The organism is Oleiphilus sp. HI0043 (assembly GCF_001634935.1).
In genome coordinates, this window is record NZ_LWEY01001189.1 from 44383 (window position 1) to 64859 (window position 20477).

The 20477-nt window shown below is 43.9% G+C and carries 21 protein-coding genes and 1 pseudogene; 11 read left to right on the forward strand and 11 right to left on the reverse strand.

Features of this window, described 5'->3' with window-relative positions; genetic code table 11:
• The first annotated feature begins 80 nt into the window (after positions 1-80).
• From A3729_RS13945 to A3729_RS13960, 4 genes are all read left to right on the forward strand, one after another.
• On the forward strand, positions 81-461 hold the full coding sequence (locus A3729_RS13945) for an acyl-CoA thioesterase (protein WP_197475850.1): 381 nt from the start codon (positions 81-83) through the stop codon (positions 459-461).
• 55 nt (positions 462-516) lie between these two features.
• Positions 517-1707, forward strand: coding sequence for a Na+/H+ antiporter NhaA (gene nhaA, locus A3729_RS13950; protein WP_068511248.1), 1191 nt, complete (start codon positions 517-519; stop codon positions 1705-1707).
• 381 nt (positions 1708-2088) lie between these two features.
• A complete protein-coding gene (locus tag A3729_RS33100) occupies positions 2089-2520 on the forward strand; it encodes a CCXG family PEP-CTERM protein (RefSeq protein ID WP_255375148.1) in 432 nt (143 codons plus the stop codon).
• Between the two features lie 183 nt (positions 2521-2703).
• Positions 2704-3837, forward strand: coding sequence for a phosphatidylserine/phosphatidylglycerophosphate/cardiolipin synthase family protein (locus tag A3729_RS13960; protein ID WP_068511250.1), 1134 nt, complete (start codon positions 2704-2706; stop codon positions 3835-3837).
• A gap of 3 nt (positions 3838-3840) precedes the next feature.
• Here the strand turns inward: A3729_RS13960 and A3729_RS13965 are convergent, their stop codons facing one another.
• Together A3729_RS13965 and A3729_RS13970 are read right to left on the reverse strand one after the other, a co-directional pair.
• Positions 3841-5043: a flagellar assembly protein T N-terminal domain-containing protein gene (locus tag A3729_RS13965; protein WP_068553171.1), complete on the reverse strand. Its 1203-nt coding sequence runs from the start codon at positions 5041-5043 to the stop codon at positions 3841-3843.
• A gap of 7 nt (positions 5044-5050) precedes the next feature.
• Positions 5051-5623, reverse strand: a complete 573-nt coding sequence (locus A3729_RS13970) for an LPP20 family lipoprotein (protein WP_068511254.1) — start codon at positions 5621-5623, stop codon at positions 5051-5053.
• 430 nt (positions 5624-6053) lie between these two features.
• Here A3729_RS13970 and traF point away from each other — a divergent pair, with 430 nt between their 5' ends.
• Positions 6054-7370 carry a conjugal transfer protein TraF gene (gene traF / locus A3729_RS13975; RefSeq protein ID WP_068553194.1) on the forward strand — a complete coding sequence of 439 codons (1317 nt, stop codon included), beginning with the start codon at positions 6054-6056 and terminating at the stop codon, positions 7368-7370.
• Positions 7371-7398: 28 nt separating this feature from the next.
• A complete protein-coding gene (locus tag A3729_RS13980; protein WP_068511343.1) occupies positions 7399-8646 on the forward strand; it encodes a multifunctional CCA addition/repair protein in 1248 nt (415 codons plus the stop codon).
• Here A3729_RS13980 and A3729_RS13985 read toward each other — a convergent pair.
• The 4 genes from A3729_RS13985 to A3729_RS14000 all read right to left on the reverse strand — a co-directional run bounded on the left by A3729_RS13985 (position 8616) and on the right by A3729_RS14000 (position 10566).
• Positions 8616-9104, reverse strand: coding sequence for a tRNA (cytidine(34)-2'-O)-methyltransferase (locus A3729_RS13985; RefSeq protein WP_068511345.1), 489 nt, complete (start codon positions 9102-9104; stop codon positions 8616-8618). The two genes, A3729_RS13980 and A3729_RS13985, sit on opposite strands and share 31 nt — an antisense overlap.
• A 105-nt stretch (positions 9105-9209) precedes the next feature.
• A complete protein-coding gene (secB, locus tag A3729_RS13990; RefSeq protein WP_068511257.1) occupies positions 9210-9728 on the reverse strand; it encodes a protein-export chaperone SecB in 519 nt (172 codons plus the stop codon).
• Positions 9729-9873: 145 nt separating this feature from the next.
• Positions 9874-10125 (reverse strand): glutaredoxin 3, encoded by a 252-nt coding sequence (gene grxC, locus A3729_RS13995; RefSeq protein ID WP_068511259.1) that lies wholly within the window; start codon positions 10123-10125, stop codon positions 9874-9876.
• 24 nt (positions 10126-10149) lie between these two features.
• Positions 10150-10566: a rhodanese-like domain-containing protein gene (locus A3729_RS14000; RefSeq protein WP_068508189.1), complete on the reverse strand. Its 417-nt coding sequence runs from the start codon at positions 10564-10566 to the stop codon at positions 10150-10152.
• A gap of 335 nt (positions 10567-10901) precedes the next feature.
• On the opposite strand from A3729_RS14000, the gene gpmI reads away from it, so the two are divergent.
• The 5 genes from gpmI (at position 10902) to A3729_RS14025 (ending at position 17116) form a co-directional block, all read left to right on the forward strand.
• Positions 10902-12434 carry a 2,3-bisphosphoglycerate-independent phosphoglycerate mutase gene (gpmI, locus tag A3729_RS14005; RefSeq protein WP_068553192.1) on the forward strand — a complete coding sequence of 511 codons (1533 nt, stop codon included), beginning with the start codon at positions 10902-10904 and terminating at the stop codon, positions 12432-12434.
• Between the two features lie 163 nt (positions 12435-12597).
• The gene (locus A3729_RS14010) at positions 12598-13740 is read left to right on the forward strand and encodes a murein hydrolase activator EnvC (RefSeq protein WP_068511263.1); all 1143 of its coding nucleotides are present in this window, start codon (positions 12598-12600) and stop codon (positions 13738-13740) included.
• A 19-nt stretch (positions 13741-13759) separates the two neighbouring features.
• The gene (locus tag A3729_RS14015; protein ID WP_068511265.1) at positions 13760-15217 is read left to right on the forward strand and encodes a S41 family peptidase; all 1458 of its coding nucleotides are present in this window, start codon (positions 13760-13762) and stop codon (positions 15215-15217) included.
• Positions 15210-16109: a divergent polysaccharide deacetylase family protein gene (locus tag A3729_RS14020; protein ID WP_068553865.1), complete on the forward strand. Its 900-nt coding sequence runs from the start codon at positions 15210-15212 to the stop codon at positions 16107-16109. The genes A3729_RS14015 and A3729_RS14020 overlap by 8 nt, the downstream gene beginning before the upstream one ends.
• 158 nt (positions 16110-16267) lie before the next feature.
• Positions 16268-17116 (forward strand): CZB domain-containing protein, encoded by an 849-nt coding sequence (locus A3729_RS14025; protein WP_068511269.1) that lies wholly within the window; start codon positions 16268-16270, stop codon positions 17114-17116.
• Between the two features lie 114 nt (positions 17117-17230).
• Here the strand turns inward: A3729_RS14025 and hisF are convergent, their stop codons facing one another.
• From hisF to A3729_RS14050, 5 genes and pseudogenes are all read right to left on the reverse strand, one after another.
• Positions 17231-18004 carry an imidazole glycerol phosphate synthase subunit HisF gene (hisF, locus tag A3729_RS14030; RefSeq protein WP_068511272.1) on the reverse strand — a complete coding sequence of 258 codons (774 nt, stop codon included), beginning with the start codon at positions 18002-18004 and terminating at the stop codon, positions 17231-17233.
• A 23-nt stretch (positions 18005-18027) separates the two neighbouring features.
• The gene (locus A3729_RS14035; protein WP_068511275.1) at positions 18028-18756 is read right to left on the reverse strand and encodes a HisA/HisF-related TIM barrel protein; all 729 of its coding nucleotides are present in this window, start codon (positions 18754-18756) and stop codon (positions 18028-18030) included.
• Positions 18757-18773: 17 nt separating this feature from the next.
• The gene (hisH, locus tag A3729_RS14040; RefSeq protein ID WP_068511277.1) at positions 18774-19424 is read right to left on the reverse strand and encodes an imidazole glycerol phosphate synthase subunit HisH; all 651 of its coding nucleotides are present in this window, start codon (positions 19422-19424) and stop codon (positions 18774-18776) included.
• A gap of 80 nt (positions 19425-19504) precedes the next feature.
• A complete protein-coding gene (hisB, locus tag A3729_RS14045) occupies positions 19505-20098 on the reverse strand; it encodes an imidazoleglycerol-phosphate dehydratase HisB (protein WP_068511279.1) in 594 nt (197 codons plus the stop codon).
• 69 nt (positions 20099-20167) lie between these two features.
• Positions 20168-20477 (reverse strand): annotated as a pseudogene (locus A3729_RS14050) (hypothetical protein); the annotation flags it as partial.

Here is a 20477-nt window from a genome sequence, read left to right on the forward strand (position 1 = left end):
GATATCTCCTACGAAATCTATTGGTGAAGCCGATAATAATATATAGAATATAACGTTATCGATTTATCTAAGGAGATGCAATGAGTCACGAAGCAACTAAAGCTTTACGCAGCATGCAACATCATAAGTTAGTATTACCTGAGCATATGAACCACCAAGGCTCCTTGTTTGGTGGCAACTTGCTGATGTGGATAGACGAAGTCGCCTATATGACGGCCGCCCTTCACTACCCAGGGCTGCGATTCGTTACCGTTGCACTCGATAATGTTGAATTCAAACATCGAATCGACTGTGGCGAAATAATTTGTTTTAAGGTCGACCTTGAGCGACAGGGAAACTCTTCAATTACTTATTTTATTTCAGTACGAAACGCTCGCGAAGACAAAGATACAGTTTTATTTGAAACTCGAATCACATTTGTATGCATTGATGAACTGGGTAATAAATGCCCTATTGAGTAACTACCAAGTAAATTACGACTTAAGATATAAGCATAAGTAAGGTCTAAGGCTAATCATGAATTCTTTACAAAACAACCATCCACAAAACTTTATCTCTGACTTTTTTAAGCTTGAGTCTGCCGGTGGAATATTACTAATTTTTGCAGCAGTCCTTGCCTTAGTGTTTGCTAATACGCCCTTATCTTCAATTTATGAATTGCTGCTATCAACCCCTGTAGAAGTCAAGATTGGCGCACTGGAAATCGCGAAGCCATTACTGCTATGGATTAATGATGGCCTGATGGCGGTATTCTTCTTTTTAGTCGGATTAGAACTAAAAAGAGAGCTATTAGAAGGCGAACTTTCCGACAAGCGAAATATAGTCTTACCCGGAATCGGCGCACTGGGTGGCATGCTATTTCCTGCACTTATATATGTTTACTTTAATTACGAAGACCCTCAGGCCCTTAGTGGTTGGGCCATTCCTGCTGCAACCGATATTGCTTTTGCCCTTGGTGCCCTGACGCTTCTTGGTTCCAGAGTTCCTACCTCGCTTAAAATATTCCTTACCTCTTTAGCAATTTTTGATGATATTGGCGCGATTCTGATCATCGCATTGTTTTACACGGATAAATTATCGCTAAGCGCGTTAATAATCGTTGCAGGCTGCATCCCTTTCCTAATTATCATGAACAAACGAAATGTCATCTCCAAAAGTGCTTATATTTTTATCGGTATCATTATGTGGGTTGCAACGCTTAAATCGGGCGTTCATGCGACACTTGCAGGTGTAGTTCTAGCGATATTCATTCCTATGAAATCTAGAGAGAACCCTTCGTTCTCGCCGCTTAAAGATCTGGAGCATGACCTTCACTCAGTCGTTGCTTTTGGAATTCTCCCCGTCTTCGCCTTCGCCAATGCTGGAATCAATCTATCAGGTATAGGTTTAGAGCAAATGCTTCATAACGTCCCCGTTGGCATCGCGCTAGGCTTGTTTGTCGGTAAGCAAGTGGGGATATTCGGTTTATGCTGGCTTGCCATTAAACTTAAACTAGCCCAACTACCTTCTGGCATGAACTGGCTTAGCCTGTATGGCACAGCGGCACTCTGTGGTATTGGCTTTACAATGAGCTTGTTTATTGGCTCACTTGCCTTTGAAGAAAGCGGAGTCAACATGATCTTTGATGAACGCCTTGGTATCGTCGTGGGTTCGCTGATATCTGGTATATTCGGCTTCTTTATCCTGAACAAAGCATTACCGAAATAACTGCTAGCTAAATTAGACTATATTCGCTAGCAAGCCTTTCATGGGGTCACATCAGACATAGATATAAGTGTCGATATTTTTTACAACCTATGAAAAACAACAAGACAAAAACAAACTCAATATATTGTTTTATATAATTTTTTTCAAACAGGCATATAAATAGCTTTAATCTGACCAGCCACCAAATTCAATGTAATACAACTAGGATACACACATGAAAAAATTACTCTAAGCGCTCTTACTTTAGTATTAGCAGCGCTGAGCTTAAACGTTAGCGCAACGACGATGACTATTGACACTCGTAGTATCACTAATGGTATAGACGACACGGATTTTATTACTTCATGGACTGATCAAACTTAAGCGATTAACTCACTAAATATTTCAGATTTCAGTGGTTTCTTTTCTGGCAACAACACGATCAGCCACTTAAGCATCTCACTAACATCTGCTATAAGCGGCTCGTGGGGAATCGAAGCTGGCTTGGACGCAGGCTACGGCGCAGCTCTATATGTTGATGGTAGCCTAATCGAAAATAGAACTGATGACCTTTGGTGGCAATACAACTGGAACAATTCTGACGTTCTATCTGGCACTGCCGGTATTTCTGCTGGCAGCCACACTATCGACCTATACTGGGCAGAAAACTGCTGCAACGGTTATAGCAGCGGTCGTTTCACAACAGATGGCGGCAGCACATGGCAGTCACTTTCTGTAGCAAATATTGATGCAGCTACTGTATCTGAGCCAGCGACTCTTGCTCTATTTGGTCTTGGTCTATTAGGTTTAGCTGGCGTACGTCGATTTAAATAAGCTTAACCTACTCCATCTCCTGGTGGTAAAGCTTTGGGTATTTTTTATACCCAAAGCTTTTTTAAAACTTAGTAACAAGCCCTCTCGAATATTTCTGCTTCCAAACCTCCTTACAAGCTCCCTTAATTCAGCGCCGTGTATTAGAATCAGTGTCATCAATCTATTAGCTACGCTGACCACACCATGACACGCAATCAGCTTTCGACTAGCGAATCGATCATTGTCGACGCACAAAGTTATTATGAGCAGCTTATCGAAGCAATTGATCTTGCCCAGCAAGAAGTTTTACTTGAGTCATATATCTTCAACAATGATTTTATTGGTCAGGCCATCTCTCAAGCTCTTGAAAACGCTTCTTTAAGAGGAGTGCAAGTCAGGGTTTTGGTTGACGGAGTTGGGGCAGGTAATAATTTTGAGCAGGTTGCCAAACAGCTCATTAATTGCGGCGCTGAAGTAAAAGTATACCGGCCATTACCTTGGCGTTTTGATCTATGGCCTTTATCCCTCTTCCCTGCTGCTGGTATTTTTAAGTTATGGCACTTGCTGAGCTATATTAATAATCGTGACCACCGCAAGCTTGTACTCATTGATGATAAGCTGGTTTTTCTTGGCAGTTTCAACATTACAAAAGCGCATTTACCCAAGGCCCTTGGCGGTCAACAATTTAGTGACACAGCAATCAGAATATCTGGACAAGTAACCCAGAGCGTAAGGCTAGCTTTCGACACCTGCTGGTATAAACACTCATGTCGCACCAGCGCTCGGTACTTGCCTGAGAGCCCTTTTCTCTATAACTTCAGCCGCCGCTTAAGACGAAAACAGAGAAAAGACTTATTACAGAGAATTAAAAATGCAAAGCATGCGGTATGGATAGCGAACGCTTATTTTGTACCAGATAGCGAACTGCAAGACGCCCTATGCACAGCAAGTAAAAGCGGGGTTGATGTAAGAATATTACTCCCCGGGCGTTCGGATATATTTTTCATTCCTTGGGCCTCTGCGTTCTTCTATTCAACATTACTTGAAGCTGGCATCCGACTCTACGAATACCAAGCAGGAATCATGCACTCTAAAACCTTGATTATTGATGACTGGGCTTGCATCGGCTCAAGTAACCTCAACACCCGCAGCCTAATGCATGATTTGGAAATCGATTACAGCCTGCAACTTACCGCCAGCCGAGAGCAATTGGCAATTAATTTTCGTGACGACCTGAGCTGCAGCGAAGAACTGAAGAGCGACTCGCTGGACAAAAAGCATTTTATCCAACGGTATTTGGGCGGACTGCTACTAATATTTTTCTCTTACTGGGTGTAAAAACTACCAAGCGATTAGCAAGTCATCCTCTTGTATATTTATTCGCCCTGGGTCCATACTGACACTACCACTAGCAAAACCAGGGTGCACCTGAGAAACGGTGAGTGATGTCTTGACATTCGTTAGTTCAGTACCCGCTAGCATATCTGCGTCGTAATAATTGTAGGTACGATATAAAGAAAACTTATCTCCAGGGCGAACACCGGAGCTTGCACCCGAATTGAAGTGTAATGTTTTACCGTCAACTCTTGATATACGTGCAATAAAGGGCTGACACTCCAATTGCTCTCCTACTAAAGTAGCAACACCATCCACCAGTTGAGCGACTGCTAGACCATATTCGTCATTCCAGAACTCTGCAGTGCCAAAGCCACTCAGATCATCAATATCATCTTCCCACGGCGCAGATACTGCAAAACTTCTTTGCCAGATAATCGCACCACTATAGCCATCATGAACAAATAGCTCCATTGCAAAGCGACGTTTGATATTGGCGTTATTGCTCATCCTTTTCAGTTTCGCCCAATATGATGTGGAGAAAGCTTCCGGGTCTTCTAGCGACAGATCTCTCACCACACCTGAGATAACAAATTGAGCTCCAACCTGCTTCGCGTAATCAGCCGCTTTGGTCAGTGTACTCTGCGATGTGAAGTGACTGGGCGCATTGATCACATCCTGATGCAAAGAAAACTCACTCTGCTCGAAAACAACTAACTTATCTTGCAGCTGTAAAGACTGATTAAGTGCACTGGCCAATCCACGCTCAATATTATGAAACCCCCCCAATCTCAGTTGAGCAGGAGACTGAACCGAAAACCCCAGCACCGCGATTTTTTTACGATATTTTTTTGCTTGGGAATCAGGGCAACTGGCAACTTCTTCAACATCAAAGTTCATCACCAGATTCAAGATGCCTTTTTTAACAAATTCATCTTGTAGTACAGATTTACGAATACGCGCTTCACCCGAAACTGAAAAGTAGTCCTTACTTATCTTTCCATTGCTAACACGTTGATCACTCTTTACTCGGGCACCCGCCTGAAGCAGAGCTTGCTTAAGCGCATCCTGTCGAGCACGATCTCTCGCCAGATCATAGCGTTGACCATCAAAATCTGCCTGCCCTGTGACTTGTATCCACTCTGCATTAGCACTTACTGGTGATAGCAAACAAGACATTAGAGCGAGCAAGAAGGAAAAATACTTCATACCAACCTCACTTCAAAAAATATACAGATTGCATTGACTGAGATGCAGCACGCTTAGTGCGGGGCTCACTACTGGAAGCCATAGGCAGTGGCCGGTGGCAATCTATACCGAACTTGATATTGTTCATTTTATTGATACAGTCGTGAAAATCGCCTGGCAGTAATATTTCCAACACAGTCTCAAATCCGCGCCCCTTATTCTCAATAATCGAAACTACCCTTGCACCTCGCACATAAGAATCGACAGCCGCTGCATAGTGATCACTTTTCATCACAAACTCATCAACCTGGGAACCACCACTGATTCCGATACCGTAAAGCCTTTCGGCCAAGGTACGGTAAGCATCAAGCTTTGAGGCCCTTATCGCCATCAAACGCTTCGACTCTGACTCCGAGTCCTCCTTTCTTTCATAAGCGCCATACCCCGTAACACGGACTACAATAGGCTCAATCGGCTCCTTCTCCTCTTTCTTCATCGTACCCACACTATTCTTATCTTTATATTTATGGGCATGAGCCGGAGAAAAGCAGAGCGCAGCGGTTAGTAAACAAAAAATGACTAGATTCTTCAAAGCAAGCATATCAAACTAGGTTCCCAGTAAATGGTGAGCGAAGATCGCATCGAGACACCCCGAACAACAGATACTTAAATGCGTTAATAAGAGCCAAATACCTGAGTTTTTCATAATCACTATGAAAATCCTGTGCCAAGTCATTACTGTAAAATTTGCAGCAATTCAGGAGAGCGCTTGCCGTTTTCATAGCTCTAAGCGGCAAATAAGGTTGTTAGGCGGCAATACAGAGTCATTAAATGACTTCAATACATAAGCACAGTTAAGCCAAAAAAATTACCACGAATTTGGACATTATGTTACAAAGCGTGACGTGCCCGTCGTTGTCACTTTCGACTTTCCGTTAAAATTGCCTCTACGGATCAAGCTACGTACAGTCACCGTACCGTTAGCCAGCATAAGTTAACTAGTCAGGACCCGCTCAAGGAACAAGGAAATAATGAATTTCAGATCCACCTTCAGCTTATCAAACTTTGCCATTTGCTTAGTTTGTCTCGCTTATAGCTCAACCGCACTAAGTGGCTACAAAGTATTTTTAGACCCTCGTTCCATGGCTATGGGCGGAACCGGTGTTGCTTCAGCTTCAAAGTTTAACGCGTCCGCTCACAACCCTGCTTTGATTGCCTTCAACCGAGGCGATAAGCCCGACAAGATCTATCTTGCAATAAATAGTGGCCAGCGACAGCTTTACGGAGAGTCTTTTAACTCTGACGTTCTCGACTATCAAAATTCACCAATAGAACAAGACTTTATCAACGCCGCTAACAGCGGAGATATTAGCGACACCAGAGATACCGCTAAACTTCTAAAAGACTCTCTAAGTGAAAAAAGTTTTAGCTCATATCGCTCTGATGAAATGCATAACTTTAACTTGTTAGTGGATACTGACCCGCTAACTATCAATTTCTACACTCGCCGTGAAATTCGCAAAGTAAGCACCATCCTAAATAAAGATGCAGCAACTATTGATGACATTGTTAGACAAGTAGAAACTACTGGCCTTGCGGAATCCACAGGTATTGAAGACCTATTAAGTTCATCGGTTGAAAGCACTCAATTTGACTATGAAGAAATGGGCGCAACCGTCGCTACAACCAATGTTATTGATTATAACATGCCCATATCGTGGGGTTTTACACCCAAACTGATTCAGTTCAATGCATCTCAAGTTTCAAGGCCGCTAGATGAATACGATGTGAATAACGCTCCGGCTGACAGACCTAGTGATAGCAACCTAGAATGGAACGTAGATATAGGCTTAGCAATCCTGTTTACCGACAACTTTTTACGTGAAGAATTCGGCCTGGATGGTTGGTGGCTAGAAGGCGAGTGGGTATTCGGTATTTCTGGAATGAATATGTTTCCAACCGACATTTCAACATTCTCCCCTCCCGTACCCACTGATGAATTACCTCGAGGCAAGCCTTCAGTTCAAGCACGCTATAAAGTGGGTTTAGCCACTTACCGTGAAGACTATATGATGACGCTTGATATTGATCTAAACGAAGATGAAGTGTTCGCCTTCGAAGGCAATACCCGCTTCATATCTTTTGGTGGTGAGTATTACTGGAGAGATGACTTCCACTTACGTGCAGGTGCGCGCTTCAATATTGCTGAAACAGAAGAGGCCTCAAAAGAAGATCACACCTTAACAGCTGGTTTTTTATACCAGCCACGCCACTTCAATATTGAGGCTGCATTTATGCTGAGTGAAGTAGAAGCTGGCGGTTCGATAGGATTTGGTTTAGCATTCTAGCTCTTTCTCTCCCGTGGGCTTGAATGTGATGAAAACCTACCTTGTGGGTGGTGCTGTACGTGACTCTTTGCTCGAAATTAACAGCAAGGATAAAGACTGGGTCGTAGTAGGTAGCAACCCAGACGAGATGCTTAAACAAGGCTTTACCCAGGTCGGCCAAGACTTCCCTGTATTTCTCCACCCCAAAACTAGAGAAGAGTACGCTCTTGCGCGGACAGAGCGTAAAAACGGTCAGGGCTACCAAGGCTTCAGCTTTGACACGTCAAAATCAATCACTTTAGAACAAGACCTTATCAGAAGAGACCTAAGCATTAATGCGATGGCAATGAGCGCAGACGGTGAGCTGATTGATCCGTATGGCGGTCAAGACGATCTGAAGAACAGACTACTCAGGCACGTCTCGCCAGCCTTCACAGAAGACCCACTAAGAATTCTACGCGTGGCTCGTTTCGCTGCTCGCTTTTATCACCTCGGCTTTAAAATAGCTGACGAAACACTCGATTTCATGAGCAAAATGGTTCTGAAAGGTGAGGCAAATCATTTAGTCCCTGAGCGTATCTGGCAAGAAACTGAACGAGCACTAAGTGAAAAGTCCCCTTGGATTTATTTTGAAGCACTTAGAAAAGTTGGCTGCCTGAAAGTCGTATTCCCGGAAATCGATGCGCTATTTGGCATTCCTCAGCCAGAAAAGTACCACCCAGAAATCGACTGTGGCATCCACGCTCTCATGTCCTTGGAGCAAGCTAGTCAACTAAGCCAATCAAAACAAGTTCGCTTTGCTGCTCTTACACACGACTTGGGAAAAGCTTGTACCGCCCCTGAAAAATGGCCAAGCCATCATGGCCATGAGCGCCTAGGTTTAGAGCCGATAAAGAAGCTCTGTGAACGAAATCGAGTACCGAATGAATACCGAGACCTGGCATGTTTATGCAGTGAATATCACACGCACATCCATAAAGCTTTTGAGTTAAGAAGTGAAACCATTCTGAAAGTTTTAAAGCAGTGCGACGCCTTTAGACGCCCTGAGCGCTTTGCAGAAATATTACTGTGCAGCAAGGCAGACTCACGAGGTAGGACCGGGTTTGAAAAGGCGCAATACCAACAAGCAGATCTTTTTAGCCGGATATTACACACTCTCAGCTTAATCACCACAAAAGAGATCGTTGCCGAGGGCTACAAAGGGAAAGAAATTGGCGAGCAGCTAGACCGTTTACGAAAAGAAAAAATAAAGCAGATAAAAAGCACTTATGAAGGAGAAAACTCGCCCACTAGCTGAGCATTTTTAAATCCGCACTGACGCCAAGCCTCATAACTTATGATTGCCACTGCATTGGACAAGTTTAGGCTTCTGCTATCGACCATCATTGGAATGCGGATTCTGTGTTCTGACTGAATACTCGCTAAAACTGAATCGGGCAGCCCTGCCGTTTCAGAACCAAACAATAATACGTCACCTTCCTGGTAAGTGAGCTGATCATGAGGCCCACTCCCCTTAGTTGTACATGCAATAATTCGCCGCCCTTCAACAGCCTCAAGAAAAGAAGCATAGTCCTTATGGCGCGTTACGTTTGCCATATCTCGATAGTCCAGACCCGCACGTCGAAGTTTCTTTTCTTCTAGATCAAACCCCAATGGCTCGATTAAATGAAGATAACAACCGTTGTTCGCAACCAGACGAATTATATTACCTGTATTGGGGGCGATCTGAGGTTCATAGAGTGCGATATGGAACATATATTTAATATCAACCAAATAGGGAAAATAGAAATAACAAAAAAATGCGCTCAAACAAAAAAGCAGTGCGACATAGCACTGCTTTCTTCTTTCATAACAAGAGGCTTAGTGAGTAGACTCACTACCCGCTTTTTTCTCAGCCGCTTCTTGCGCTTCTTTTTGCTTCTTCATTACAGCTTGAGCAAAGATAGCATCGAAGTTAACCGGTGCAACCATCATTGCCGGGAAGCTACCTTTAACGACAACTGTGTCAATAGTTTCACGCATGTAAGGGAATAGAAGATTTGGGCAAAACGCATTTAGCGCTTGTGCCAATTGAATACCTTCTAGACCTTCAAGCTTAAAGATGCCCGCTTGCTGAACTTCAACAATGTAAGCCGTCATACCTTCGACTGAAACGGTAAAAGTAGCTGAAACAACTACTTCATAGTGATCTTCACCTAAACCAGCATTTTTAGTATTGAGATCCATTTTCACTTCTGGCTTCCATTGTTTCTGGAAAACCATGGGTGAGTTCGGTGACTCAAAGGAAATATCTTTTACATAGATGCGCTGTAGGGCAAAGTTGACTTGTGGCTGCTGTTCCTCTTGAGCGCCAACTTCAGGCGTTTCATTCTCTGACATGATGGATCCTAATTCTTGATAATTTGATAACAGCTCGTAAAACTTAAGCTGACGAGCCAAAAGTTAAATACTAGGCGGTGCTAGTTAAAAATGCGAGCCTATCAAGCTCTTTTTTTAGTTTTTGCGATAGGAATAACCTTATAAGCTATAAGGTCTCCAATAAAGCGTCTAGCTCACCCTTTGCCTCTAAAGCAAATAAGTCGTCACAGCCACCTACGTGAGTTGTTCCAATCCAGATTTGTGGCACTGTATGCTGGCCAGATTCTTTCATCATCTTTTGCCTGATAGATGGATCTGCATCCACTAGAATTTCATCAAAGTTTACTTTCTTTTTTTGAAGAAGCGCTTTAGCACGAAAGCAAAACGGGCAGAATTTTGAAGAATACATTACGACCATTTTATTGACTCTTAGCTATTGTGTTTATTTACGAACCAGAGGCATATTGCTATTTTTCCACTCAGCAATACCACCACTCATACGGCAGACATTCTCAAAACCTTCTGCCTGCAAAGTCTTACCCGCCATTCCAGAGTGCTGACCCATTTTATCTACCAGGATAATTTGCTTATCCTTATATTTTTCCAGCTCAGTCGATCGCTCTTTCAAGTTTGCAAAAGGAATATGCAAGGCACCTGTAATTTTACCTTCAGAGAAGTCTTTCTTGTCACGTAAGTCAACGATCACAGCCTGATCTTTATTTAGTAAAAGCGTCGCCTCTTGAGGACTAACGGCTCTTCCAGAACGCGATCTCTCGGTAAACCATAGTGCAGCCAACAACGCGACAAACAAACCTGAAAGCTCAATATGATTACCAATAAATTCAAATAAACGATCCATTACTCAGTCCACAACAGTAAAACCGGCTAAATTGCCAGATAAAGTAGAAGCTCTGCCCTGAGTAGCGCCAGTAAATCTTGTTTCACTCGCTCTACTCCATAGCCTCACGCAAAAGGAGTCGCATTATACACACGCCCCTCCTGGCACCTCAATAGCTAGAACCTAATGCAGCGAGAACAACTAAACAACGACACACTAATTAATTCTGACACTCTAGGTCGCCAACCGTCCAAAATAACGGTAAAATCCGCGTCACTATTGGAACCTTGTATGAGAGTAATTTCACGAGGTTCACTGCGCGCCGTTTAAAACTTTACATTAGGTAGTACGTTAATATGGGTAAACAGACCACCGCACTAATCATTCTCGATGGCTGGGGCCACCGTGAAGAAACCGATGCAAATGCTATTCGTCAAGCCAGCACACCTTTTTGGGATAAAATTTGGCAAGAGCGTCCTCATAGCCTGATTCAAACCTCTGGCATGGCCGTGGGCCTACCTGATGGGCAAATGGGAAATTCTGAAGTGGGTCATATGAACCTCGGTGCCGGAAGAATCGTCTACCAAAACTACACCCGTATCACCAAGGATATTGACGAAGGAACATTCGAAAATAACGAAGCCATCTGCAAAGCTATAAACAGCGCAGTAGAAAGCGGCAAAGCAATCCATCTTATGGGGTTAATGTCTCCGGGTGGTGTTCACAGTCATATCGACCACATCCAGGCAGCCATTAAAGTAGCGGCAACAAAAGGCGCCAAAGAAGTTTACGTTCACGCATTCCTCGATGGCCGAGATACACCTCCGCGCAGTGCACAGCCCTCTCTAGAAGCTGTGGAAAAGCAACTTTCTGATCTAGGTATTGGTAGAATCGCTAGCATGGTCGGCCGTTACTACGCGATGGATAGAGATAATCGCTGGGATCGTGTAAAACTAGCTTATGACCTTTTAACTGAAGGACAGTCTGATTATCGTTACGAAACGCCTACTCAAGCACTTGAAGCGGCATATCAGCGTGACGAAAACGACGAGTTTGTTTCAGCCACAGCCATTGGAGATGCGAACTCTGGCCAGATCAATGACGGCGATGCGGTTATCTTTATGAACTTCCGAGCAGACAGAGCACGCGAATTAACCCGAAGCTTTGTTGATACAAATTTCGAAGGTTTTGAGAAATCCAAGGCACCTAAGCTTGCCGACTTTGTCATGCTAACGGAATATTCTGCAGACATTGCAACTAGCTGTGCCTACCCTCCAATGGACCTACCCAATTGCTTGGGTGAATACATGGAGACGCTGGATAAAACCCAACTTCGAATTGCTGAAACCGAAAAATATGCCCACGTCACCTTTTTCTTCAGTGGTGGCCGGGAAGCATTATTTAAAGGCGAAACTCGCGAACTCATCCCTTCTCCAGATGTAGCAACCTACGACCTAAAACCTGAAATGAGCGCTCCTGAAGTTACTGACAAGCTGGTCGAAGCGATTAAGAGTCAAGAATATGATTTGATTGTCTGCAACTTTGCTAACGGCGATATGGTTGGCCACACAGGAAAACTCGAAGCCGCTGTCAAAGCAGCAGAATGCCTCGATAGCTGCCTGGAACGTGTGGCAACCGCACTTGAAGAAAGTAAGGCCCAATGTTTGATTACCGCAGACCATGGTAACGCAGAGCAAATGCTTGATCCCAATTCAGGACAGGCACACACCGCTCACACCACATTGCCCGTACCACTGATATATTTAGGTGATAAAGACATTTCACTCAAAGACGGTGGTAAATTAAGCGATATCGCACCCTCCTTGCTCGATTTGATGTCTATCGATATCCCTTCAGAAATGACGGGAATGTCACTAATCGGAAAATAGTCTGCAATAGCCTCAGTGTATAATAATCAATCCTTTAAGAAGAGCACTAGAGTATTCTTATGCTCTTCGTGGATTGTAGGAACCCTCTAATGTCTTGGTCGATTAACTTAATATGCATGCTAGTATTAATTATCAACATGCTCTCAAGGCTCCTCACTAATCGATGAAATACCTTCTGCTTACATTCTGTTTGTTAGCTTCACTCGTAGCAAACCCAAGTCTTGCAGAAGTTTCTCAAGAACACTCTGAGCGTGAACTCGCTCAACTTAAATCCAGCATCACCAAAATCAATCGCTGGCTGAATCGCGCTAATACTGAAAAAACCGGGCTTTCAAAAGCACTGGAGAAGCAAGAAAAAGCTATCAGCAAGCTAAGCAAGTCAATTCGTACCAGCAAAGCAAATATAACGAAGCAAACCAAAGAGCTTAAAAAGCTGGAAAAAGACCACTCTCAACAAACAAAGGCGCTAAAAAAACAGCAGTCGTTCTTAATAAAGCAATTACAACGTGCGTACCTGCACGGGGAACAATCTCAAACCAAACTTCTTTTAAACTCTAATAACCCCCAGGAACTTGCTAAGGATATGCGTTTCTTTGCCTATATTAATGAAGCGCGTAGTGAAAAAATTTCCGAGGTACAAGACATTCTTAACATCATAAAAAATACCGAGAAAAAAATACTTGTTAAGAAAAATAAACTGCACGAACAGCATAAGCTTCAACAACAACAGCGCTTAGAGCTGAAAAAAGAACAAGCAGCTCGTAAACAGGTACTCGCAAAACTCAAGGCCAATATAAAAAATAACACGCAGCGTCTTGAAAAAATGCGCAAAGACCAAGCGCGCCTAGAGAAGCTTCTGAACGAATTAGAGCAAGCCATTGCCAACATCCCCCTCCCTGACGACGCCGCTCCGTTTAGCAAACAAAAAACCAAGCTTCCGTGGCCTGCGAAAGGTAAAGTCATTGGGCGCTTTGGTAGTCGAATTGCTCAGGGTAAGCTAAAGCTCAATGGCATTCATATTGAGACAAAAAACAACCAGGAAGTTCAAGCCATCCATTCTGGAAGAGTTATATTTTCTAACTGGATACGTGGCTTTGGTTTGCTCATTATTATCGATCATGGTAATAATTACATGAGTTTGTACGGTAACAATAAGAGCCTTGCAAAAGATACCGGAGACTGGGTTAGAGCAGGTGAAGTTCTCGCCTATGCAGGGCAAAGTAATGCAAAAAGTGAAACAGGGCTATACTTTGAAATTAGAAAAGACGGAAAGCCTTTAAATCCTAGCCGATGGCTACGAAAATAAATTCTTCAGGACCCACTTAATGAAATTAGTTTCTCGTTCCTTACCTTTAATGACATCACGCCGCAAACGCATCTGCACTTACAGCGCTATTCTGGCTGGGTGCTTATCTTTCAGTCAGCCCGCACTTTCCCAGCAAACTGAAAGTGCTGGTATACAAGATACTAATTTAGCTTCGGAACAAGCGACTGCCCCCTTACCTTTAAATGAGCTGCGAAAGTTTACCAATGTATTTGGCAAAATTAAGAATGCCTACGTCGAAGAAATAGATGACGCTACCCTGCTAAAATATGCGATTCGTGGCATGTTGTCAGGGCTTGACCCACACTCAGCTTATCTTGAGCCAAGCGCATTTTCAGACCTGCAAGAGAACACTTCAGGCACATTTGGCGGCTTGGGTATAGAGGTAGGTATGGAGAATGGCTTTGTAAAAGTTATTGCGCCGATTGATGATACCCCCGCTCAGAAAGCAGGCATTGAGGCTGGCGATTTAATTATCAAATTAGATGAAACACCCGTAAAAGGAATGAGTCTTGATCAAGCTGTTGACACGATGCGTGGTGAAGCGGGTGAGCCGATTACATTGACCATCGTCCGTGAAGGCGAGCGCGAGCCATTAGAAATAAAAGTCGTACGTGACATTATTCAAGTAACCAGCGTCAAAACGCTAGTACTTGATGAGCAGTACGGCTACATCCGTATCACTCAATTTCAGGCACAAACTGGTAGCGACTTCGCCAAAGGCCTTAAAAAGCTTCAAGATGAAACTGAAGAACTTGCAGGCTTAGTTATTGACTTAAGAAACAACCCTGGAGGCGTACTTCGTGCTTCAGTAGAAGTTGCCGACCAGTTGATTGAAGAAGGTCTCATCGTTTATACAAAAGGCCGTGCTAGCGAAGCCGATTTAAGCTTTAACGCGACACCTGGTGACGATGCTAATGGCATACCCATTATCGTTCTTATTGATGGAGGCTCCGCATCAGCTTCTGAAATCTTGGCCGGAGCACTTCAAGATCACAATCGGGCAGTCATAATGGGAACACAGAGCTTCGGCAAAGGCTCTGTACAGAACGTCATGGCTCTTGATGCTGAATATGGGCTTAAGCTAACAACGGCCCGCTACTATACCCCTAATGGCCGCTCGATTCAGGCGCAAGGTATCGAGCCCGATATAGAAGTTAACCGAGCCAAGTTGAGTGAAGAAAAAACCAAAGCCTTTTATCGAGAGTCTGATCTAGCCGGTCACTTAAGTAACGGCAACCAAAATAAGAATGAATCCAGCAAAGAAGAAAGCGAAGACTCAGAAGTTTCTCGTCAACAATCCATGCTGGAAAAAGACTTCCAGCTTCAGGAAGCTTTAAGTTTGCTAAAGGCTTTGGATATTCTAAAAGTTAAGCAAAAGAACTCTTCCGTCAAAACACCAGAGAGCCAAACTGAGGCTGAAAACCTAGCTGAAGAAGGCACGCCACAAGGTGAGTAACTATCTCCTCAAGCTCAGTACAGTAGTCACCTTTATCCTGACTACTGTCGTGCTTGCTTTTCCCGTTGCTGCAGAACTAAAGCAGCAACCGACCATCGCGATCGTCATTGACGATATGGGGAATCACCTGGAGAACGGCTCCCGATTAATTGACCTACCCTACCCCCTTACTTTGTCTTTTCTACCAGAAAGACGCCATACACGAGCCCTAATCGAAAGAGCTAAAGAGAATGGCAAGGAAATCATGCTCCACTCGCCCATGCAAAATAAGCTTGGGATTAAGCTCGGTAAGGGCGGTTTAACCGAAAGCATGAGTGAGATGCAAATTAAGCAAACCTTGCGAAAAAGCTTTATCTCGATTCCGCATATGGTAGGCCTGAATAACCATATGGGCAGTCAGTTGACAACTCAAAACAAGGTTATGGAGTGGGTAATGGAAACGGTTAAACAGCACCCCTTCTTTTTCTTGGATAGTCGCACCTCTGCCAACTCGGTTGCCGCCAAAATTGCCGCAGCGCACCAAATCCCTAACATAAGCCGGGATGTTTTTCTTGACCATTTTCAAACCCGAAAATTTGTTCAAGCTCAGTTTATCAAGCTAGTCGAACTAGCAAAGAAGAATGGCACAGCCATAGCAATCGCCCACCCTCACAAAGTCACAGTTGAATACTTGAGCTGGGCTCTGACAAAGCTTGACGAAAAAGGTATCAGTATCGCTTCTGCTAGCGCTATCTGGCAAATACAAAACCCTGGACAGAGCATGCAAAACATCTTTGCTGCAAGAAACAAAGTTCCTCGACTAGCACAAAGTAAATCATCCACGTCAGACACCTTAAAGCACGCAAACTACAGCCCGCAAAGAATTCCGCAAGAATATCAAGACACCCTATAAATTCTTCCTACCGATCCATAAACAGTTATTTTTCGTGATAATTAATTTAGTCGATCTTTACTGGTCAGATTTTCTATCAGGTCTATACTAAATATGCGCGGTGCCTCCGCACTTTCAAGGATTATAGCGAACACATTTCAAACCCGAGGTTTATCACCATGTCCGGCAAAAATATAGACAGCTTATTTCACGACGGCACTCTTGCTGCGATTACCTTTATGACGGCTGACGCCGCATTTGCCATCCCTCTGGAACAAGTACTTTATATTGAGAAAGACGTGAAAAGAAACCTTCAGGTAAATGAGCTTGATGAGTTTAATCACGAAGTGATTACCTTCCAGAACAACACTGTTCAGCTGTACGATTTTAATCAGCTTATTGGTTCTGAAAATCACCAGACCCTAATGAACAACCTGGTTGCCAAACTGAACGAAATGGAGCAGCAACATAGAGATTGGCTTGATGCACTAGAGTCATCACTTAAAAACAACACGCCCTTTACTAAAGCGCTTGACCCTAACAAATGCGCTTTTGGCATGTGGTACAACCAGTTCGAAACAGATATTGAAGAGCTTAAAGAAGCCCTCCTGCGCTTTGATGAACCCCATAAAAAGTTACACGGTTTAGCTGAAACCTTACTCAACTTAAATCAGACTGATCACGACGAAGCAATGAAGATTCTGAACACCGAAAGACAAACCACGCTATCAGAATTGATCCACCTGTTCCATTTAACCAAAGAGCGAGCCTTATCGAGCATCCGTCCTATCATTCTTTTTGTAGAGCGCACTGGCGGCAAAGTAACAGCCTTACGTCTTGATAATATCAACGACATCGTCACCTTTAACAAAAAAGTATTTTGTCGAGATGACTCTGCAGATGGAATCATGAGAAGTAAAAATGATGACTTTGTGGTGGAAGGCTTTCTTAGAGACGGTAACGAAGCACCATTAATGCTGATCAACTGCCAGCCTGAGAGCAAGTCTGAATCTAATCAGGTTGCATAGAATTTAAAAAGCTTTGTAGGCAGCGCCTTCCACGGCTCGCATGAGGGCTAGCACGAAATTGATCGTGCGCCTGAACCCTCTGCCTACAATAGACAACTTTCTCGCGCTTAAGACCTACAGGCGCATTTCAATACCACAATCGGCCATATGTGCCTTGGCTTCTTGAACGCTGTACTCTCCAAAATGAAAAATACTTGCTGCCAGAACAGCATCGGCGCCACCTTCCAAAACTCCATCTGCCAAGTGCTGTAAATTCCCCACACCGCCAGATGCTATAACCGGAATAGACACAGCATCGGTAATCGCCCTAGTGACGCCTAAGTCGAAGCCGTTTTTCATACCGTCCTGATCCATACTGGTTAGTAATATTTCACCAGCACCGTAATCAGCCATTTTCTTGGCCCATTCGATTGCATCCAAGCCTGTAGGCTTACGACCACCATGAGTAAAGATTTCCCATCGACCTTCTTCACCCTCTGCACTCACCTTCTTCGCATCAATTGCGACGACAATACATTGGCTGCCAAATTTCTCGGCAGCTTCACGAACAAACTCTGGGTTAAATACTGCCGCTGTATTGATCGCAACCTTATCCGCGCCGGCATTCAACATACAGCGGATATCTTCAACTTTTCGGATTCCACCACCAACCGTTAGCGGAATAAACACTTCACTCGCCATTTTTTCAACAGTATGAACCATTGTGTCACGGCCTTGGTGACTCGCTGTGATGTCCAAAAAGGTGATTTCATCAGCCCCTTGCTCATCATACTTTTTGGCAACTTCTACCGGGTCACCTGCGTCACGGATATCAACAAACTGTACGCCCTTTACAACGCGCCCTTCATCAACATCCAAACAGGGAATAATTCTTTTAGCCAAGCCCATTAACTAGCTCTCCACTTATAATTTCAATCTTCACAATAGTCTTGAGCCTCTTTAAGGCTTAAGGCTTTTTCATCCAAAGCTCGTGAAACCAATACGGTTTCGATACCCACTTCAGACTCGGAATACAATGCACGAATATCATCCATATCTGCTACCCCGCCAGTCACCCACAATGGTACGCGAGAGACTTCAGCAAGCTTAATAGCCTCGTCGAGATTAACACCCTGACAGCTCCCTATACGCCCAAGGTCTCGATAAACCAGAGCAGAAATATCAGCAGCACTTAATTGCTGCGCCCAGGTTTCGGCAGTAACTGGTGACGTTTTCTGGCAACCATGTGTACACACCTGACCCTCTAGCAGTGACAGGCTCACCGTAATGCGCTCAGGAAAGCGCTTACACATTTCAGCAATAAACGCAGGATCTTCTATAGCTTTAGTTCCTAAGGTCACTGTTCTAATACCAGACTTCAGGTAATGCTCAACTTCAGATTCACTACGAATTCCACCTTCAACATGTAAATTTAGATTTGGAAAACGCTGAGCGATCGAAACGATCATTTCTGCATGAGCCGTCCGCCCCTGAATTGCACCATCTACGTCAAACACATAAAGGTCCTGCACACCGGCATCCATCCAACGCCCGGCAAGGTCTGTCGCATCATCGGAGTAAACTTTGGTCTGATCAAGGTGATGACCAGACACATGCACACATTTAGCCTGCATTAGGTTAATTGAGGGTAGGATATTCATCGCTTGACTAGTACCTTCTATTTTCCAGACCAGTTCGCAAAATTCTTGAGTAGCTGTAAACCTGCATGCTGGCTCTTTTCAGGGTGAAACTGAACTGCAAAAATGCTATCTCGGCTAAGTGCCGCAGCGATAGACTTCCCGTATTGGGCCGAACCTGCCAAGTATTGATGATCAGCCGCTACGTAATAGCTATGGACAAAGTAAAAACGCGAGGCATCTGAGATCTTATGCCACATAGGGTGATCACCATTCTGCACCACCTGATTCCACCCCATATGCGGTACTTTCAAACGAACCTTCTCGCCCTTATCGTTCTCTTCATACAAGCTTTCGCCAAAATGCAAAACATCGCCTGGGAAGGCACCGATACAATCAACGCCTCCATTCTCCTGGCTATGTTGAAGCAAAGCTTGCATGCCAACACAAATACCCAAAAAAGGTCTGTCCTTGGAAACTTCCATGCTTAAGCTATCAAAGCCCAAACGCTTAATTTCAGCCATGCAATCGCGCATAGCGCCTACACCAGGCAAAACAACCTTATCTGATGCACGAATCGTATCCGCATCCGAAGTTACAAGGACTTTTGCATCAGGCGCTACGTGTTCAAATGCCTTCGAAACCGAATGCAAATTGCCCATACCATAATCAATAATGGCAATTGTCGTCATTTTTTCTCACTCGTAAAAAGCAACTGACCTCAAAAGAGGCCAGTATTATTTATTAACTGTCGTACAACTTGAAACCGGTTCTATAAAGAACCTTTAGTAGACGGCATTTTTCCTTCCATTCGCTCATCAAGTTCCAAAGCCATGCGAAGCGCGCGGCCAAAAGCTTTGAATACCGTTTCGATCTGATGATGAGCATTTTTACCCTTCAGATTATCGATGTGCAAAGTTACATTGGCGTGATTTACAAAACCTTGAAAAAACTCATAAAACAGCTCTGTATCGAAGCGGCCGACACTTCCTCTGGTAAAAGGAATATCGTATTCCAAGCCAGGACGGCCAGAGAAGTCGATAACAACACGCGACAATGCCTCATCTAGAGGAACATAGGCATGGCCATAACGACGAATGCCTTTCTTATCGCCCACAGCTTTAGAGAATGCCTGGCCTAGTGTAATACCCAAATCTTCAACGGTATGGTGATCGTCTATGTGCAAGTCGCCTTTACAGTGCGCATCGATATCAATCATGCCATGACGACAAATCTGATCCATCATATGCTCTAAAAAAGGCACGCCAGTATCAAATTTAGCCTCACCCGTTCCATCAAGATTCACAGAAACTTTTATCTGTGTTTCCAGAGTATTACGTTCTACTTGGGCTTTTCTCTCAGCCATTTACTTCTCCGAAAATAAAATAATAAATAGATAAATTAGATAGCCTTATTTATCCACAGCACAAAAGGTCTAAGCCAATGCGCCTTTCAGGTTGTCGATATACTCATCAACCATTGCACTAAATTCATGCTTAACAACCGGGCTAATTGCTAACTTAAGCAGGCCTGGTAAAGGCAAAGTCAATTGCGCAGAAGTCGTTAATTTCAAGTTAGTTACGCCGTCACCTTCGGTTATTTCCCACTTACCTGATACAACGCCATTACCCTCACCCTTAACAGGAGTCCAAGTAACTTCACATGCGGCTTCGTCAGCAGAATACTTACAGGCATAAACAGTCTGGATTGCATGATCACCCAAGCCTACCTTTTCCATTTCCCAA

What these genes read in the sequence shown, in the direction of transcription:
- A3729_RS13985 (WP_068511345.1), bottom strand. Translation starts at nt 9,104, where the DNA reads ATGTTCCATATCGCACTCTATGAACCTCAGATCGCCCCCAATACAGGT.
- hisH (WP_068511277.1), bottom strand. Translation starts at nt 19,424, where the DNA reads ATGACGACAATTGCCATTATTGATTATGGTATGGGCAATTTGCATTCG.
- A3729_RS13960 (WP_068511250.1), top strand. Translation starts at nt 2,704, where the DNA reads ATGACACGCAATCAGCTTTCGACTAGCGAATCGATCATTGTCGACGCA.
- hisF (WP_068511272.1), bottom strand. Translation starts at nt 18,004, where the DNA reads ATGGGCTTGGCTAAAAGAATTATTCCCTGTTTGGATGTTGATGAAGGG.
- A3729_RS13970 (WP_068511254.1), bottom strand. Translation starts at nt 5,623, where the DNA reads ATGCTTGCTTTGAAGAATCTAGTCATTTTTTGTTTACTAACCGCTGCG.
- A3729_RS14015 (WP_068511265.1), top strand. Translation starts at nt 13,760, where the DNA reads ATGAAATTAGTTTCTCGTTCCTTACCTTTAATGACATCACGCCGCAAA.
- nhaA (WP_068511248.1), top strand. Translation starts at nt 517, where the DNA reads ATGAATTCTTTACAAAACAACCATCCACAAAACTTTATCTCTGACTTT.
- A3729_RS13980 (WP_068511343.1), top strand. Translation starts at nt 7,399, where the DNA reads ATGAAAACCTACCTTGTGGGTGGTGCTGTACGTGACTCTTTGCTCGAA.
- hisB (WP_068511279.1), bottom strand. Translation starts at nt 20,098, where the DNA reads ATGGCTGAGAGAAAAGCCCAAGTAGAACGTAATACTCTGGAAACACAG.
- A3729_RS14025 (WP_068511269.1), top strand. Translation starts at nt 16,268, where the DNA reads ATGTCCGGCAAAAATATAGACAGCTTATTTCACGACGGCACTCTTGCT.
- gpmI (WP_068553192.1), top strand. Translation starts at nt 10,902, where the DNA reads ATGGGTAAACAGACCACCGCACTAATCATTCTCGATGGCTGGGGCCAC.
- A3729_RS14035 (WP_068511275.1), bottom strand. Translation starts at nt 18,756, where the DNA reads ATGAATATCCTACCCTCAATTAACCTAATGCAGGCTAAATGTGTGCAT.
- A3729_RS13965 (WP_068553171.1), bottom strand. Translation starts at nt 5,043, where the DNA reads ATGAAGTATTTTTCCTTCTTGCTCGCTCTAATGTCTTGTTTGCTATCA.
- grxC (WP_068511259.1), bottom strand. Translation starts at nt 10,125, where the DNA reads ATGGTCGTAATGTATTCTTCAAAATTCTGCCCGTTTTGCTTTCGTGCT.
- traF (WP_068553194.1), top strand. Translation starts at nt 6,054, where the DNA reads ATGAATTTCAGATCCACCTTCAGCTTATCAAACTTTGCCATTTGCTTA.
- secB (WP_068511257.1), bottom strand. Translation starts at nt 9,728, where the DNA reads ATGTCAGAGAATGAAACGCCTGAAGTTGGCGCTCAAGAGGAACAGCAG.
- A3729_RS13945 (WP_197475850.1), top strand. Translation starts at nt 81, where the DNA reads ATGAGTCACGAAGCAACTAAAGCTTTACGCAGCATGCAACATCATAAG.
- A3729_RS14010 (WP_068511263.1), top strand. Translation starts at nt 12,598, where the DNA reads ATGAAATACCTTCTGCTTACATTCTGTTTGTTAGCTTCACTCGTAGCA.
- A3729_RS14000 (WP_068508189.1), bottom strand. Translation starts at nt 10,566, where the DNA reads ATGGATCGTTTATTTGAATTTATTGGTAATCATATTGAGCTTTCAGGT.